This window comes from Conexibacter sp. CPCC 205762 (genome assembly GCF_030646155.1).
Classification (GTDB): Bacteria; Actinomycetota; Thermoleophilia; order Solirubrobacterales; family Solirubrobacteraceae; genus Conexibacter.
In genome coordinates, this window is sequence record NZ_JAUTDN010000023.1 from 67,957 (window position 1) to 84,320 (window position 16,364).

Here is a 16,364-nt window from a genome sequence, read left to right on the forward strand (position 1 = left end):
CACTAGCGCTTCCGACGATGGCCGCGGGCGGCCGGCGGTCATAGGCTCGCGGCGGGAGCACGACCGAGGAGAGCGCAGACCGTGGAGTTCGAGCCGACAGATCGCTGCAAGCAGCTGCTGGAGCGCGTGCGCGCCTTCATGCAGGAGCACGTCTATCCGCAGGAGCGGGAGGCGGAGGAGGCGCTCGACCGCGAGGTCGCGGCCGGCGCTCCCTACCCGGCGATCCTGCTGGAGCTGCGCGCGCGGGCGAAGGCGGAGGGGCTGTGGAACCTCTTCCTGCCCGACCCGCGCTACGGCGCGGGCCTGACGAACGCCGAGTACGGCGTCATCTGCGAGGAGCTCGGCCGCGCGACGCTCGTGGCGCCCTACGTCTTCAACTGCGCGCCGCCCGACAGCGGCAACGTGGAGATCCTCGCCGAGCACGCGACCCCGCTGCAGCGCGAGCGCTGGCTGGAGCCGCTGCTGGAGGGCGAGATCCGCTCCTGCTACGCGATGACCGAGCCCGAGACGGCCGGCTCGGACCCGACCGGGCTCGCCTGTCGCGCCCGCCTCGACGGCGACGCGTGGGTGCTCGACGGGCGCAAGTGGTGGACGACCAACGCGCTCGGCGCCCAGGTCGCGATCGTGATGGCGGTCACCGACCCCGACGCCGCCAAGCACGCGCGCGCGACGATGCTGCTGGTCCCGACCGACACGCCCGGCTTCGAGTACGTGCGGCCGCTGGCCAACCACGGCCACACCGCCGGCCCCGGCCACTGGGAGATCGCCTTCGACGGCTGCCGCGTGCCGGCCGAGACGGCGACGCTCGGCGCCCGCGGCAGCGGCTTCAAGATCTCGCAGGACCGGCTCGGCCCCGGGCGCATCCACCACTGCATGCGCCTGATCGGGGTCGCCGAGCGGGCGCTGGAGCTGATGTGCCAGCGCGCCGCCGGGCGCGAGATGTTCGGCACGCCGCTGGCCGACCGCCAGTTCGTGCAGGAGTTCATCGCGACCTCGCGGATCGAGATCGACGCGGCCCGCCTGGTCACCTGGAACGCCGCCTGGAAGCTCGACCAGGTCGGCAACAAGCTCGCGCGCGAGGAGCTGTCGATCACGAAGGTGCTGGTGCCGAGCATGGCGCTCGCCGTCGTCGACCGCGCGATCCAGGTGTGGGGCGGCGCCGGCGTCTCCGACGACACCCCGCTGGCGAGCATGTACCGCTACAACCGCATGCTGCGGATCGGCGACGGCGCCGACGAGGTGCACAAGCAGGTGATCGCGCGGATGGAGCTGCGCAAGGCCGCGCAGCTGCCGGCCGACCACTACGTCCGCGACGCCTCCCAGCCGGTCGGGAGCGCGGCATGAGCGGCGGCTACCGCACCTTGCTCGTGGAGCGCCCGCGCGAGGGCGTCGTGCTGGTGACGCTCAACCGCCCCGCGCGGATGAACGCGATCACCTTCGAGATGTTCGACGAGCTGCACGACCTGACGCGCGCGCTGACGAACGACCGCGAGGCGCGCGTCGTCGTCGTGACCGGCGCCGGCCGCGGCTTCTGCGCCGGCCTCGACCTCGACGACGCGGAGACGCTGCCGGCGCTGAGCCCGCACGAGATGATGCTCGGCCAGCAGCACTGGGCCGGCGCCTTCGTCGCGCTGCACGAGCTGCCGCAGCCGGTGATCGCGGCCGTCAACGGCGCCGCCGCCGGCGGCGGGCTCGGGCTGGCGCTCGCGGCCGACGTGCGGCTCGCCGCGCCGGCGGCGCGCTTCAACGCCGCCTTCGTGAAGATCGGGCTGTCGGCCGGCGACGTCGGCGTGTCGTGGTCGCTGCCGCGCGTCGTCGGGCTCGGCCACGCCGCCGAGATCATGCTCAGCGGCCGCTTCGTCGAGGCGGAGGAGGCGGCGGCGATCGGGCTCGTCAACCGCGTCGTGCCGGCCGCGCAGCTGCTGGAGGAGGCGTTCGCGCTGGCGTCGCAGATCGCCGCCAACACGCCGTTCGGCGTGACGCTGACCAAGCGCGTGCTGAACGCCAACGTCGACGCCGGCTCGCTGTCACAGGCGGTCGAGGTCGAGAACCGCGGCCAGACGCTGGCGACACGCGGCGAGGACTTCCGCGAGGCGCTCGCGGCCTTCCGCGCCAAGCGCCCGGCGACCTTCACGGCGCGCTGATGGCCGCCGCACCGACGATCGGGATCGAGGTCCAGGGCGCGACCCTGCGCGGCGCCGGCGAGATCGCCGCCGCCGCCGACGCCGCCGGCCTCGCGGCCGCCTGGACGCCCGAGCTGTACGACCGCTCCGCGACGATCACGCTCGCCGAGATGGCCCACCGCACCAGCCGCTGCACGGTCGGGACGGCGATCGCCTACGGCGTCGGCCGCAGCCCGCTGACGCTCGCGGCCGAGGCGCGCGACCTCGACGAGCTGTCCGACGGCCGCTTCGTGCTCGGCCTCGGCAACGGCACGCGGCGGATGATCTCCGACTGGCACGGCCAGGACCCCGACGCGCCCGCGCTGCGGATGGAGGAGCTGGTCCCGCTGCTGCGCGAGCTGTGGCGGCTGCACGAGCGGCCGGTCGACCACGACGGCCGCTTCTACCGCCTCAAGCTCGCGCCGACCGGCGAGCTGACGCCGCCGCGGCGGGAGCGGATCCCGATCTGGACCGCGGGCGTCAACCCGCGCATGATCGAGGTCGCCGGCCGCGTCGGCGACGGCCTGCTCGGGCACGTGCTGACGACGCCCGCCTACCTGACCGACGTCGTCCACCCGGCGATCGAGAAGGGCGCGCTGCGCAACGACCGCTCGCCGCGCGACGTCACGGTCGCGACGCTGCTGCTCGCCGCCGTCCACGACGACCCGGCGGTCGCGCGGCGCGAGGCGGCGGCGCAGCTCGCCTTCTACGCCTCGGTCAAGACCTACGGGCCGCTGCTGGAGCGACTCGGCTTCGGCGCGGCCGGCGCGACGATCCGCGAGGCGTTCGCGCGCGGCGACCACGCGGCGATGGTCGCCGCCGTGCCGGAGGCGATGGTCGACGCGCTGGCGACCGCCGGCACGCCCGACGACGTGCGCGCCGGCCTGCGCCGCTTCGACGGCCTGCTCGACCACGCGATCCTCTACGTGCCGAGCTTCCTGCTGACGCCCGAGCGGGTGCGCGACTGCGCGCTCGGGCTGATCGACGCGTTCGGCGACCGGAAGGCCCCATGTTCAACGCCCTGACCCCTCCGCAGCTGCTGGCCGGCGTCGGCCGCGTGCTGCGCGCCTCCGCCGACGCCGACGGCGCGCTGGAGGACTATCAGCGCAGCCAGGTGCTGTCGGCCTACAGCGTCACGCGCCTGCTCGCCGGCGAGCTGCAGGGAGCGGACGCGCTGCGCGCCTGGACGCGCGCCGCGCTGCTCGACGCGCTCGCCGGCGACGGCCGCCCGCCGGCCGTCGCCGCGCGCGAGCAGCTCGCCGACCCCGCCGTCGGCGGCGTGCGGATCGGCGAGCTGGTCGCCGACCTGCTGGCGGCGCTGCCGCGCGCGGGCGCCGACCCGGTGCGCGACGCGGTGCGCGCGATCCTGCGCGAGCTGGCCGACCGCGAGCAGGCCGCGCTGGCCGCGCCGCTGGACGGGGGAGCGCGCTGATGGCGGCGGAGGCGATCGCGGTCGACGCGGCGAAGGCCGCCGCGCTGCTGGAGACGATGCGGGCCGCCGGCGCGGCCGAGTCGGGCAGCGTCGTCACCTACCTGGAGCAGCTGGAGGGCGGCTGGTCGCGCCACTCCTACGCGGCGCGCGTCACGCACCCCGACCGCGGCGGCGCCGGCGACCCCGACGGCGAGCGCGCCTACATCGTGCGCGCGCGGCCCCGCGGCTCGCTGCTGGACACCGACCTGGGGGAGGAGTTCCGCGTCTTCTCGCTGCTGCAGCGGGAGTCGCCGCCGACGCCGGCGGTGCGCGGCTTCGAGCCCTCCGAGCAGACGCCGTTCGACGGGCCGTTCTTCGTGATGGACCGGCTCGGCGGCCGCGCGCCGAACGTCTGGCGCAGGCCCGAGCGCGACGAGCTGGCGGCCGACTGGGCGAGCTCGCGCGGGATCGCGCACGACCTCGTCGCGCACCTCGCCGCGATCCACGCGATCGACGCCGGCCGCGCCGCCGCGGCCGCGACCGCGCGCGACTTCCAGCGGACGGTCGACCGCTGGCAGGACGTCTACGAGCAGATGAAGCTCGTGCGCGACCCGGTCGTCGACGAGGCCTACGCGTGGGTCCGCTCGCGCGAGCCCGACCCGGTCGCCCCCTGCCTCGTGCACGGCGACTACCGGATCGGCAACTGCCTGATCGACGGCGGCCGCGTCTCCGGGATCCTCGACTGGGAGCTGTGCTCGTTCGGCGACCCGCGCTTCGACCTCGGCTACATGGCGCTCGACTACCACGCCGGCAAGTTCACGACGCCGGGCTCGTCGCTGCTCAACGCCGTCGCCGAGCGCGACTGGTTCCACGAGCGCTACGCGCTGCTGAGCGGCCGGCCGGTCGATCCCGAGGTCGTGCGCACGTTCACCGCGCTCGGCGCGCTGATGCTGTTCGCGATCATGACGACCGGGATCCGCGTCTACGCCGACGCCCGCACGCGCGACGTGCGGATGGCATGGGGCCGCTTCGTGCTGCCCGGCCTGCGGCAGGACCTGACCGCGCTGATGGGCTGGTGAGCGGTGACTGGCGGTAGTGCCAGTAGCCGCGCCGCCGGGCCGCTGAGAAGCTCGGCGGGCATGAGGACCGGGACGAGGGAGGGGGCCATGGAGGACATGGCGCTGAGCAACGTCAAGCTCGACCTTGCGGGGGCCGCGCGCTGGGACGCGCTCGCGCTCCCGTACCTGCTGGAGCGAGCCGGTCTCGACCTCGCCAAGCCGGCGATCGTGTTCGAGCAGCGCGTGCGCACCTACGGCGAGCTGCGCGACCGCAGCCGCCGCGTCGCCAACGCGCTCGTCGGGCTCGGGATCGAGGAGCTGGACCGCGTCGCGATCCTCAGCTCCAACCAGCTCGAATTCATCGAGCTGGAGGTCGGGATCGCCGCCGCGCGCGCGATCATGGTGCCGCTCAACTGGCGGCTGCGCGCCGGCGAGCTGGCCAACCTGCTGCGCCGCTGCGCCGCCCGCGCGATCTTCGTCGAGGAGCGCTTCCTCGGCACGATCCTCGAGCTGCGCCGCTCCGGCGAGCTGCCCGACCTGCGCACCGTCATCACGCTCGACGGCACCAGCGGCGACATCTCCTACGCCGAGCTGCGCGCCTCCGCCGGCGGCGAGCGGCCCGCGCGCCGCGGCCGCCTGACCGACCCGCACGAGATCATCTTCACCTCCGGCACGACCGGCAATCCGAAGGGCGTCGTGTGGACCAACGGCACGCTGCTGTGGAACGCGCTGCAGCAGGTGACCGACTTCCAGCTCGGGCCGCAGCACTCGACCTACGCGATCATCGACCTCTATTACATCGGCGGTCGCCACGACTTCACCTGGCCGATCCTGCACCAGGGCGGCACGGTCCACGTCAAGCGCTCCAGCGGCTTCGACGCCGAGGAGGTCGTCCGCTACATCGCACGCGAGCGCGTCAGCCACGTGCTGTGGGTGCCGACGATGCTGTACGAGATCCTGCGCCTGCCGACGCTCGGCGAGCACGACCTCAGCTGCCTGAAGATGATCATGTGCGGCGGGCAGCCGGTCTCGGTCGCGACGACCGAGCGGGCGCAGCAGGCCTTCCCGCAGACCGACTTCATCCAGGTCTACGGCCTGACCGAGGGCGGCGGCTCGGTCAGCTTCGTGCGCCCGCAGGACGCGCGCGCGAAGCCCGGCTCGGCCGGCAAGCCCTCCCAGCACGTCGAGATCAGACTGCTCGACCCGATGGGGCTGGAGGTGCCGGTCGGCGCCGAGGGCGAGATCGTCGTGCGCGCGCCGTCGGTGACGGCCGGCTACTGGGACGACCCGGAGCTGACCGCGCGGCTGATCGTCGACGGCTGGCTGCACACCGGCGACATGGGCCGCTTCGACGCGGACGGCTTCCTCTTCATCTCCGGCCGCAAGGGCGACATGATCATCAGCGGCGGGATGAACATCTTCCCGTCGGAGATCGAGGACGTGCTGCGCGAGCATCCCGACGTCGCCGACGCGGCGGCGATCGGGCTGCCGCACGAGAAGTGGGGCGAGACGGTCTGCGTCGTGGTCGAGCCGACGCCCGGCGCGACCGTCGACGAGGAGGACGTGATCGCGTTCTGCACCGAGCGGCTGGCCGGCTACAAGAAGCCGACGCAGGTGCGGGTGGTCGACGCGCTGCCGCGCACGGCGGGCGGCAAGGCGAAGAAGTTCCTGCTGCGGGAGCGGTTCACCGATGCCGGTGAGCCGCTCGTGCCGTAGCGCGGTTGGGCGACGAAATCGGGCGAGGAGAGACATGAGCAACAGCGTGGGCAACGGGAACGGAACCGCCCCCAGCGCGTTCATCGGCGTCGACGTCGGCGGCACGCACACCGACGTCTCGGTCGTCTACGACGGCCGCGTCGAGCGCGGCAAGGCGTTGACGACCTATGACGACTTCAGCCGTGGCGTGCTCGAGGCCGTCGGGGTGGCGGCGGGCAACTACGAGCTGGGGATGGAGGAGCTGCTGCGGCGCACGCAGCTGTTCATCAACGGCACGACGGTCGTGACGAACACGATCACGACGCTGAGAGGGTCGCGCGTCGGCGTGCTGATCACGAGCGGCTTCAGAGACGCCTTCCGGCTCGCCGGCGGACCGCGCACGACCGAGATCGACGACCACCTGCAGGTCAACGTGCCCGACCTCGTGCAGCGCCGCGCGATCGCCGAGATCGACGAGCGCGTCAACTGGGCCGGCGAGGTGCTCGTGCCGCTCGACGTCGAGCAGGTGAAGGCGCAGGCCAGATATCTCGTGGAGGAGGTCGGCGTCGACGCGCTCGCCGTCTGCTTCCTCTGGAGCCACGCCAACGAGGCGCACGAGCTGGCGGCCGAGGCGGCGATCAAGGAGGTCTACCCGGACCTGTTCGTGACGCCGTCGCACCGCGTCTTCCCGGTCGAGGGCGAGACGCGCCGCTGGACGACGGCGATCCTCAACTCGTTCGTGCAGGACCGCGCCGAGGTCTACCTGACCTCGCTGAACGAGAGACTGCGCTCGGCCGGCCTCGGCGGCGGCCTCGCCTTCTTCCAGGGCCTCGGCGGCGGCATCAGCCTCGAGAAGGCGCGCCAGTACCCGCTCGGGCTGCTCGGCTCCGGGCCGGCCGGCGGCGCGCTCGGCGCCAACGAGCTGGCCAAGCGGATGGGCAAGAGACGGGTGCTGCTCGGCGACATGGGCGGCACCAGCTTCGACACGGGGATCATCTCCGACAACGAGATCCACATCGACAAGAACCTCCAGCTCGGCCCGTTCATGACCGGCGTCAACATCGTCGACGTGATCTCGGTCGGCGCCGGCGGCGGCTCGATCGGGTGGGTCTCCGAGCGCGGCGTGCCGCAGGTCGGCCCGCAGAGCGCCGGCTCGACCCCCGGGCCGGCGGCGCTCGGCCGCGGCGGCGAGCAGCCGACGGTCACCGACGCGATGGTGACGCTCGGCTTCATCGACCCCGACAACTATCTCGGCGGGCGCGTGCAGCTGCGGCCGGAGCTGGCGCGCGCGGCGCTCGACGGGACCTTCGGCGAGCGCTTCGGCTGGAGCACGGAGCAGGCGGCCGCGGCGATCCACGACCTCGTCGTCGTCAACATGGCCAACGCCGTGCGCGAGGTCAGCGTCGGCAAGGGCCACGACCCGCGCGACTTCCTCTTCCTCGCCTACGGCGGCACGCTGCCGCTGTTCGCCTCGCAGATCGCCGAGCGGCTCTCGATCGACACGATCGTGATCCCGCAGAACAGCTCGGTCTTCTGCGCGCTGGGGCTGCTGTCGTCGGACTACGTGACGCGCAACGACCAGGGCGTCAACTGGGACCTGTCGAAGCCCGACGGCGTCGAGCGCGTCAACGCGATCGCGGCGCGGATGGTCGAGGAGGCGATCGCGCAGATGGAGTCCGAGGGCTTCGCGCGCGACCAGATCGACGTGCAGCGCAGCGCCGACCTGCGCTTCCAGGGGCAGGCGTACGAGCTGACGCTGCCGATGCCGGCGCGGCCGCTGACGGCTGACGACGCGAGCGCGATCTTCGACGACTTCCTCGCCCACTACGAGCGCACCTACGGCGAGGGGACGGCCTGGAAGGGGGTGCCGGCGTCGCTGATCAACTACAGCGTCACCGTCACCGGGCGCGGCGAGCGCCCGCAGCTGGGCGCGGTCGCGGCGGCCGGCGAGGCGGCCGGCGAGCTGGTGCGCGAGACGCGCGAGGTGTTCCTGCCGGCCGAGCGCCGGCGCGAGCGGATCCCCGTGATCGACGACGCCCGCTTCGTCGTCGGCGCGCGCGTCGAGGGCCCGGCGATCATCGACGCGGTCGACACGACGATCTACGTCCCGCCTGGCACGACCGCGGTGCGCGACGAGCACATGAACTACGTCCTGACGCGATGAGGGAGCGAGCTGCGATGAGCACTGCCGACTACGACGTGATCGCCGCCGAGGTCCATCGGAAGGCGCTGCAGAACCTCACCGACGAGATGGCGATCACGCTCGTGCGCACCTCGGGGTCGCCGATCGTGACGGAGTCGAAGGACTTCTCGACCTGCCTGCTCGACACCGCCGGCGAGCACCTCGGCTTCTCCTCCTACGTGCTGTTCCACGTCGGCTCCTCGCTGATCGGCACGAAGGCGATCATCGACCTCGTCGCCGCGCAGGGCGGCGAGCTGAAGCCGGGCGACGGCTGGGTCGTCAACGATCCGCACACCGCCGGGGCGATGCACCAGGGCGACGTCTCGATCATCATGCCGACCTTCTACGAGGGCGAGCACCTCGGCTGGTCGTTCGCGAACATGCACGTGCTCGACGTCGGCGGCGTCGGCATCTCCGGCTACGCGCCGGGCGCGCACGACGTCTACCAGGAGGGGCTGCGCTTCCCGCCGATCAAGATCATCCGCGACGGGCGGATCGACCCGGAGTGGGAGACGTACATCGCCGCCAACGTGCGCGCGCCCGGCGCCGTCCTCAACGACATCCGCTCGATGGTCGCCTCCAACCGCACCGGCGAGCGCAAGCTGAAGCAGATCATCGACGAGTTCGGGCTCGAGCACCACAAGCGCTACTGCGAGATCAACAAGGACCTCAGCGAGCAGGTGCTGCGCGAGCGGATCGCGAAGATCCCCGACGGCGTCTACGAGGCGGTCGACTGGAACGAGTTCGACGGCCACGACGGCCCCGACCGGCTGCTGGAGCTGCGCGTCCGGCTGGAGGTCGACGGCACCGACCTGCGCTACACGTACTCCGGCGTGCCGCAGATCGACGCCTTCGTCAACTCGACCGAGGGGCCGATGTTCGGCCAGGCGATGACGGGGCTGATGACCGTCCTCGTCTACGGCGACCTGCCGGTCAACGGCGGCCTCTGGCGGCCGATCAGCGTCGACATCGGCGAGCCCGGGACGATCGTCAACTCGATCCCGCCGGCGCCGGTCAGCAACGCCCACTCCGAGGTCGGCATGCGCGCCTGCAAGCTCTCCAAGGACGTGCTCTGCCAGGCGCTGGCGCTCAGCGACGACCCGCTGCTGCGCAGCCGCATCGCCGGCCAGCACCAGGACGGCTTCCCCGGCAACGCGCTCTTCGGCACCAACCAGCACGGCGGCGTGTCGGTGATCTTCTACCCCGACAACGCGATCGGCTCCGGCGGCGGGGCGCAGACGATCAACGACGGCCAGGACGCCTACGGCCTCACCTGCACGACCGGCGGCGGCATCCCCGACATCGAGAACCACGAGGGCGCCGACCCGGTGCTGTTCCTGTGGCGGCGGCTGGTCGCCAACTCCGGCGGCCCCGGCCAGATGCGCGGCGGCCAGTCGCTCGACCAGGCGTACGCGATCACCGACGGCAGCGGCATGTCGGGCCCGTGCTTCAACGCCTGCGCGCAGGTCCCGCCGCACGGCGTCGGCGGCGGCTACCCCGGCTCCGCCGGCAGCTTCCACCCGGTGCGCGAATCGAACGTGCCGGCGCTGCTGGCCGCGCGCACGCTGCCGACGATGGAGCGGCTCGACGGGCGCGAGGAGAGAGTGCGCTCGAAGCTGACGCACATCAACCTCGCCGTCGGCGACGTCTTCGTCGCGACCGCGGGCGGCGGCGCCGGCCTCGGCGACCCGCTGCTGCGCCCGCCGGCGCTGGTCGTGCGCGACGTGATCGACGGCTACGTCACCGCCAGACACGCCGAGCACGTCTACGGCGTCGTGCTCGCCGGCAGCGAGCTCGACGCGGCCGCGACCGACGCCACGCGCGCGCGGATCCGCCGCGAGCGGATCGGCGCCGAGCCCGGCAGAGCGCTGCGCGCCCCGGCCAGCATCGGCGTCTCGCTGGTGCGCGACGCGGAGTGGTGGAGCTGCGCCTCCTGCGCCGAGCAGCTGGCGCCGGCGAGCGGCAACTGGCGCGAGGGGGCGGTGCTGCGCGAGCTGCCGATCGCCGAGCGCTACGAGCAGCTGGAGATGATCGTCCGCGATCGCCTGGAGGAGCCGCGCGTCACGACGCGCGAGCACTTCTGCCCGGGCTGCGCGGCCAGCCTCGGGGTCGACGTGGCGACCTCGGAGCTGGAGACGCTGCCGGCGGCCAGCGCATTGCGCGAGGCGGTCGTCGTGTAGGGGAGCGGTCGAGGGCGGCGCGGGATTTTTCCCGCGCCGCCCGTTCCGCGATGTAAGGTCGAGATCGAACCGACCCAGCGGTAGGTTGCGCGCCGGGAACGGGCATGGCACGAGGAGAGAGCGATGCGGGTGATGATCGTCGACGATCACGAGATCGTCCGTGAGGGCGTCCGCGCGACGCTCTCCAACGACGCGCGGATCGAGGTCGTGGGCGAGGCCGCGACCGGGAGAGAGGCGCTGCGGCTGGTGCGGCGCACGCTGCCCGACGTCGCGCTCGTCGACCTGCGGCTGCCCGACATGCGCGGGGAGGACCTGACGCGCGAGCTGACGCGCGACTTCCCCAGCACCGCGGTCGTGATCCTGACGACCTACCTCAGCGAGGAGACCGTCCGCGGCGCGCTCGACGCCGGCGCAGCCGCCTACGTCACGAAGGCGGCCGGGCTGCCGGAGCTGATGGCGGCGCTGGAGCGGATCATGGAGGGCGGCGCGGCGCCCGGAGCCGCCGCCGGCCCGCAGATCGTCAAGCAGCTGCACGCGCTGGTCGAGAGCCGCATGAGCGGCGCGCGGCCGACGCCGCAGCAGGAGCGCGTGCTGGAGCTGGCGGCGCAGGGCTTCACCAACCAGGAGATCGGCAACCGCCTCTTCATCTCCGAGTCGACGGTGCGCTTCCACGTGCAGAAGCTGAAGGCCAAGTTCGAGGCGCGCACGAAGACCGAGCTGATCGCGAAGGCGATCCGCACCGGCTTCATCGCGCCGGCCGGCGAGGCCGCGGCGGCTGGGCCGGAGACGTGACCGCGCTCGCGCCGACCGTCGCGCAGCAGCCGCCGGCCGCCGTCGTCGCGCTCGTCGCCGCCGCCCGCAGGACGCTCGGCAGCGAGGCGGTCATCGTGCTCGCCGAGCGCGCGGACGGGATCCCCGCGGTGCTCGCGGCCGAGGGATTGCGGCGCAGCGAGCTGAGCGGGCTCGAGCGCGGGCTGGCCGAGCGCGGCACGGCCCACCTCGCCCGTGCCTTCGAGGGCGTGCTCGGCGCCGACGCGCTGCTGGAGGGCGAGCGGCTCGGCGCGCTCTACGCGCTCAAGCGCGACGCCAGCCCGTTCGAGCATCCCGAGCTGGTCGCGACCTTCGCCGCGCAGCTGGCGCTGGCGCTCGGGCTGGCCCGCCGCCCGAGCGCGGCGGGGCGCGAGGAGCCGCTCGGCGAGCTCGAGCGGCTGGTCCTCTCCGCGCACGACCTCGAGGAGCTCAGCACCGAGCTGGCGGCGGTCGTCGGGCCGCGCTTCGGCGGCGCGCTGTGCGGCGTGATGGTCGCCGACCGCCAGCGCAACGTGCTGCAGATGATCCCCGGCTCATTCGGCGCGGAGGCCGCGGTCGCCGCCTCCCACCAGGTCTCGATCTTCGACCCCTGCAGCAACTCGGCGCGCGTCTTCACGACCGGGCAGGCGCACCTCAGCAACACCTCCGAGGGCGACGCCGGGATCCGGCAGCAGTACGTCGACGTGTTCGGGATCCGGCGGCTGCTGTCGGTCCCGCTGCCGGACGTCGGCGTGCTGCACATCGCCAACGCGCCGCGGCCGTTCGCGCTCGCCGACGTCGAGCGGGCGCTGGCGCTGGCGCCGCGGATCGCGAGCGTCGTCGAGCTGGCGACGACGATCTTCCGCCTGCGCGCGCAGCAGCGGCTGGAGGGGATCCTCGCGCGCGTGGCGGTCGCCGTCGCCTCCGGCGACGACGCGCAGGGCGTGCTCGTGCCGGCGCTGGAGGAGCTGTGCGAGGCGACCGACGCGAACCTGCTCGCGATCGTCGACGACGACGGCACGCCGCTGATCGCGCGCCGCGGCCCGCGCGACCACGCGCGCGAGGGGACGGTGCTGGAGGAGGCGGGCGACGAGCCCGGCATCCGCGCCTACGTCGTCGGGCCGACCGGTGCCGGCGACCCCGGCTGGGCGGCCTTCTACGTGCCGGTCCTGCTGAGCCGTCAGCGGATGGGGACGCTGGCCGCCTACCGCCGCCGCGGCCAGCCGTTCGCGCGCGCCGAGCGGCGCGCGCTCGCGCGCATGGCCAACCTCGTCGCGCTCGCCGGCGCGACCGAGCGCTACCAGCGCCAGCGCGCGGAGCTGGCGAAGATGCAGGAGCGCCAGCGGATCGCCGACGACCTCCACGACGACGTCGCGCAGATCCTCTTCGCCGCGCAGCTGAGCCTCGACGCGATCCTGCAGCGGGACGACCTCGACGACGGCGCCGCCGAGGCGATCGCGCGGGCGCGCGGGCTGCTGATCCGCGGCGACACGGCGATCCGCGCCGTGATCCACCGCCTCTCCAGCCAGCCGGCGGCCGACATCGCGACGCGGCTGGCCTCGATCGTCTCCAGCGTCGAGGACGAGTTCGCGATCAGCGCCCGGCTGCAGGTCGCCGAGGATGCGGCGGCGCGGGCGCACGACCTGCGCCGGCCGCTCAGCGACGCGCTCGTGAAGGTCGCCCGCGAGGCGCTCGTCAACGTCGCCAAGCACGCCGGCCCGTGCCGCGCGAGCGTGCGCCTGGAGCTCGTCGGGGGCGAGCGGCTGCGGCTGACGATCGAGGACGACGGCTGCGGGCACGCGAGCGCGCCGGAGCGCCCGCAGCACGGGCTCGCGGCGCTGCGGCGGACGGTCGGCGAGCAGGGCGGCACGCTGCGCGTCAGCGCGCGGCCGGGCGGCGGCACGCGCGTCGTCGCGAGCCTCGCCGCGGCGTGAGCGGGACTGTCGGACGCGACAGTCCCGGCGCGGCCGGCGCCGGCCTAGCGTTGCGGCCATGGCCACCACATCCCCCTCGCTCGCGCTCGTCGAGAGCGACGAGCATCGCCTGCTGCGCGAAGCGGTCGCCGCGATCGCCGGCGACTTCGGACACGCCTACTTCCGGCGCGTGACCGACGCCGTCGAGCCGCCGCGGGAGCTGTGGAAGGCGCTCGCCGCGCACGGCTACCTCGGCGTCAACATCCCCGCCGAGTACGACGGCGGCGGCCTCGGCCTGGTCGAGCTGGCGATCGTCGGCGAGGAGCTGGCGGCGGCCGGCTGCCCGCTGCTGCCGCTGCTCGTCTCGCCGGGGATCGCCGGCACGCTGCTGGCGCGTCACGGCAGCCCGGCGCAGAAGCAGCGCTGGCTGCGCGGCCTCGGCGACGGCAGCGCCCACTACGCCTTCGCGATCACCGAGCCCGACGCCGGCTCCAACTCGCACCGGATCGCGACCCGCGCGCGGCGCGCCGACGACGGGCGCGGGTGGCTGCTGCGCGGCACGAAGACCTACATCTCCGGCGTCGAGGACTGCCAGGCGCTGCTGGTGATGGCGCGCACCGGCGACGGCGACGAGCAGGGCCGCGGCGGCCTCTCGCTGTTCATCGTCGACGTCGACGCGCCGGGCCTGGAGCGGCAGGTGATCGAGACCGTGATGCGCGCGCCCGAGCGTCAGTGGACGCTCTTCTTCGACGACGTCGAGGTCGGCGAGGAGCGGCTGCTGGGCGGCGTCGGCGAGGGGCTGCGGGTCGGCTTCGACGGCCTCAACCCCGAGCGCGTGCTGGCGGCCGCGACCTGCAACGGGATCGGCCGCTACGCGCTCGCGAAGGCGTCTGCCTACGCCTGCGAGCGGGCCGTCTGGGGCCAGCCGATCGGTGCCCACCAGGGCGTCGCGCATCCGCTCGCGGAGGCGAAGATCGCGCTGGAGGCGGCGCGCCTGATGACGGCGCAGGCGGCGGCGCTGCACGACGCCGCGGCGCCGGCCGGCGAGGCCGCCAACATGGCCAAGCTGCTGGCGGCCGACGCCGGCGCGCTGGCGCTCGACCGCGCGATCCAGGCCCACGGCGGCAACGGGCTGTCGGTCGAGTACGGCCTCGCGGACCTGTGGTGGATCGTGCGCCTGCTGCGGATCGCGCCGGTCTCGCGCGAGATGGTGCTGAACTACGTCGCCCAGCACTCGCTCGGGCTGCCGCGCTCCTACTGAGCGGGCGAGCCGCCCGCGCTCAGCGCGGGCGCAGCCGGCCGAGCCGGCGCAGCCGCTCGCCGAGCGCCTCGACGACCGGCGGCTGCTCGCCCTGCCCGAGGATCAGCATCACGCCGCTCCAGCCGTCGGCCTCCAGCGCGTCGAGGGTGGCGGCCCAGCGGTCCTCGTCGCCCCAGACGCAGAGGCTCTCGATCAGGTGCGCGGTCAGCCGCGGGGAGACGAGGCCGGTGTTGCGCGGGCGCGTGTTGTCGGCGTGGTAGCCGTAGTCGTAGACGCGCCGCATCTCCAGCACGTCCGCCTGCACCTCCGGCGGCACGCCGCGCTCGTCGAGGTCGCCGCGCATCGCCCGGTTGGCCATCGCGATCACCATCGCGCCGAGGTCGTCGCGGACGTCGTCGATCGCTTCCCGCAGCGACGCCGTCGGCGCGATCCACGCCGGCCGCCGCGGGTCACGCGCACGCGCCGCGGCGAGCCGCCGCCGACGCACCGCGGGCGCCATCGTGCCGCCGTAGAGCAGCCCGTCGCCGGCGCGGCCGGCCAGCTCGGCGCCGTGCTGCCCGTCGGCGGCGATCAGCAGCGGGCAGCCGCGCCGTCTGATCCCGCTCGGCGGGATCGCGCTGTCGCGGTAGGCGCCGCCCTCGCCGCGCCAGTAGCCCTCGATCGCGGTCGTCGCCTGCTCCAGGTCGCTCAGCCGCGCCGGCTTCATCCCCAGTCCGCGCGCGGCGCTGTTGCCCGTCGCCAGCGTGCCGATCGCGCGCCCGCCGGTGAACTCGTTGAGCGTCGCGAGCTGGTTGCCGACGATCACCGGATGGCGCGCGACGACGTGGCTGACCATCGGGCCGACCTTCACCGACGGCGCCGCGCGCGCGATCTCCAGCTGGTGCAGGTACGAGTCCTGGTAGACGGTCGGCGAGTCGGCGGCGCTGATCCAGGCGAAGCCGAGCCGCTCGCCGAGCACCGCCGCCGCCCGCGTCTCCTCCAGCGAGCGCGGCAGCAGCATGAATCCGATCTCCATCGGGCCAGCCTCGTGCATCCGACCGCCGCGGGCGACTGGCGTTTGCGCCAGCGCGCACCCGCTGGTCGTCCTGCGGCCGCGGCCTGCCGCTCACGCGGCGACGCGCAGGATCCGGAACGTCTCGGCGTTCAGGATGCCGAGGCCCGACACCGGCGAGACCTGCACGATGTCGCCGGCCGCGAGCGACCGCAGCTGCTGGACCGCGACCTGGCTGTCGCTCGACTCGACCAGCGGCTGCTGCGCGACGCCGTTGATCGTGATCGCGTAGTAGACGTCGGTCTGCGTGGATGCGAGGAAGTCGAGCTGGTAGACGCCGGGCTCGCTGACGGTGAAGGCGTCCTTCGCGCTGTTCTGCGTGATCCCGCTCCCGTTGAAGGTCGAGAACGGCACCCCGCCGCCGGACAGGACGACGTCGGGGACGATGACCGTCGACGAGGAGACCGCGAAGCCGTACGACGACGTCACGGGCGGGCCGGCGGGGCCCTCAGGGCCGTCGGGGCCTTGCGGGCCGGTCGCTCCTCTGGCGCCGTCGGCGCCGGTCGGGCCAGGGTCGCCGGGATCGCCGGCGGGACCCGTCGGGCCGCGCTCGCCGGTCGCGCCGGTGGCGCCGGTGGCGCCGGCGGGGCCTTCCGGACCCGGGTCGCCCTTCGCGCTGGCGGGGCCGGCGGGCCCGGCCGGGCCCGCCGGGCCGACGGCGC

12 protein-coding genes and 1 pseudogene are annotated in these 16,364 nt (G+C 74.0%); 11 read left to right on the forward strand and 2 right to left on the reverse strand.

Translation table 11 applies throughout. From position 1 onward, the window contains the following. The first annotated feature begins 81 nt into the window (after nt 1–81). From Q7L73_RS17640 to Q7L73_RS17690, 11 genes are all read left to right on the forward strand, one after another. Nucleotides 82–1,344, forward strand: a complete 1,263-nt coding sequence (locus Q7L73_RS17640; protein ID WP_304692944.1) for an acyl-CoA dehydrogenase family protein — start codon at nt 82–84, stop codon at nt 1,342–1,344. Continuing rightward, nucleotides 1,341–2,144, forward strand: a complete 804-nt coding sequence (locus tag Q7L73_RS17645; RefSeq protein ID WP_304692942.1) for an enoyl-CoA hydratase/isomerase family protein — start codon at nt 1,341–1,343, stop codon at nt 2,142–2,144. Before Q7L73_RS17640 ends, Q7L73_RS17645 begins: the two co-directional genes overlap by 4 nt. Then, complete coding sequence (locus tag Q7L73_RS17650) at nt 2,144–3,187, forward strand: LLM class flavin-dependent oxidoreductase (protein WP_304692940.1); 1,044 nt, start codon at nt 2,144–2,146, stop codon at nt 3,185–3,187. The genes Q7L73_RS17645 and Q7L73_RS17650 overlap by 1 nt, the downstream gene beginning before the upstream one ends. Beyond that, on the forward strand, nt 3,172–3,594 hold the full coding sequence (locus Q7L73_RS17655; protein WP_304692937.1) for a hypothetical protein: 423 nt from the start codon (nt 3,172–3,174) through the stop codon (nt 3,592–3,594). Before Q7L73_RS17650 ends, Q7L73_RS17655 begins: the two co-directional genes overlap by 16 nt. Beyond that, nucleotides 3,594–4,652: a phosphotransferase family protein gene (locus Q7L73_RS17660; protein WP_304692935.1), complete on the forward strand. Its 1,059-nt coding sequence runs from the start codon at nt 3,594–3,596 to the stop codon at nt 4,650–4,652. Before Q7L73_RS17655 ends, Q7L73_RS17660 begins: the two co-directional genes overlap by 1 nt. Nucleotides 4,653–4,739: 87 nt before the next feature. Next, the gene (locus Q7L73_RS17665) at nt 4,740–6,347 is read left to right on the forward strand and encodes a class I adenylate-forming enzyme family protein (protein WP_304692933.1); all 1,608 of its coding nucleotides are present in this window, start codon (nt 4,740–4,742) and stop codon (nt 6,345–6,347) included. Nucleotides 6,348–6,381: 34 nt separating this feature from the next. Next, complete coding sequence (locus tag Q7L73_RS17670; protein ID WP_304692931.1) at nt 6,382–8,490, forward strand: hydantoinase/oxoprolinase family protein; 2,109 nt, start codon at nt 6,382–6,384, stop codon at nt 8,488–8,490. 14 nt (nt 8,491–8,504) lie between these two features. After that, entirely contained in the window at nt 8,505–10,688 is a 2,184-nt protein-coding gene (locus Q7L73_RS17675) for a hydantoinase B/oxoprolinase family protein (protein ID WP_304692929.1), read from the forward strand. A 123-nt stretch (nt 10,689–10,811) separates the two neighbouring features. After that, nucleotides 10,812–11,480 carry a response regulator transcription factor gene (locus Q7L73_RS17680; protein ID WP_304692927.1) on the forward strand — a complete coding sequence of 223 codons (669 nt, stop codon included), beginning with the start codon at nt 10,812–10,814 and terminating at the stop codon, nt 11,478–11,480. Next, nucleotides 11,477–13,411, forward strand: a complete 1,935-nt coding sequence (locus Q7L73_RS17685; protein ID WP_304692925.1) for a GAF domain-containing protein — start codon at nt 11,477–11,479, stop codon at nt 13,409–13,411. The genes Q7L73_RS17680 and Q7L73_RS17685 overlap by 4 nt, the downstream gene beginning before the upstream one ends. A gap of 58 nt (nt 13,412–13,469) precedes the next feature. Continuing rightward, on the forward strand, nt 13,470–14,651 hold the full coding sequence (locus Q7L73_RS17690) for an acyl-CoA dehydrogenase family protein (RefSeq protein ID WP_304692923.1): 1,182 nt from the start codon (nt 13,470–13,472) through the stop codon (nt 14,649–14,651). 19 nt (nt 14,652–14,670) lie between these two features. Here the strand turns inward: Q7L73_RS17690 and Q7L73_RS17695 are convergent, their stop codons facing one another. Continuing rightward, nucleotides 14,671–15,666, reverse strand: a complete 996-nt coding sequence (locus tag Q7L73_RS17695; protein WP_304692921.1) for an LLM class flavin-dependent oxidoreductase — start codon at nt 15,664–15,666, stop codon at nt 14,671–14,673. Nucleotides 15,667–15,756: 90 nt separating this feature from the next. Continuing rightward, nucleotides 15,757–16,364: pseudogene (locus Q7L73_RS17700) on the reverse strand (collagen-like protein); the annotation flags it as partial.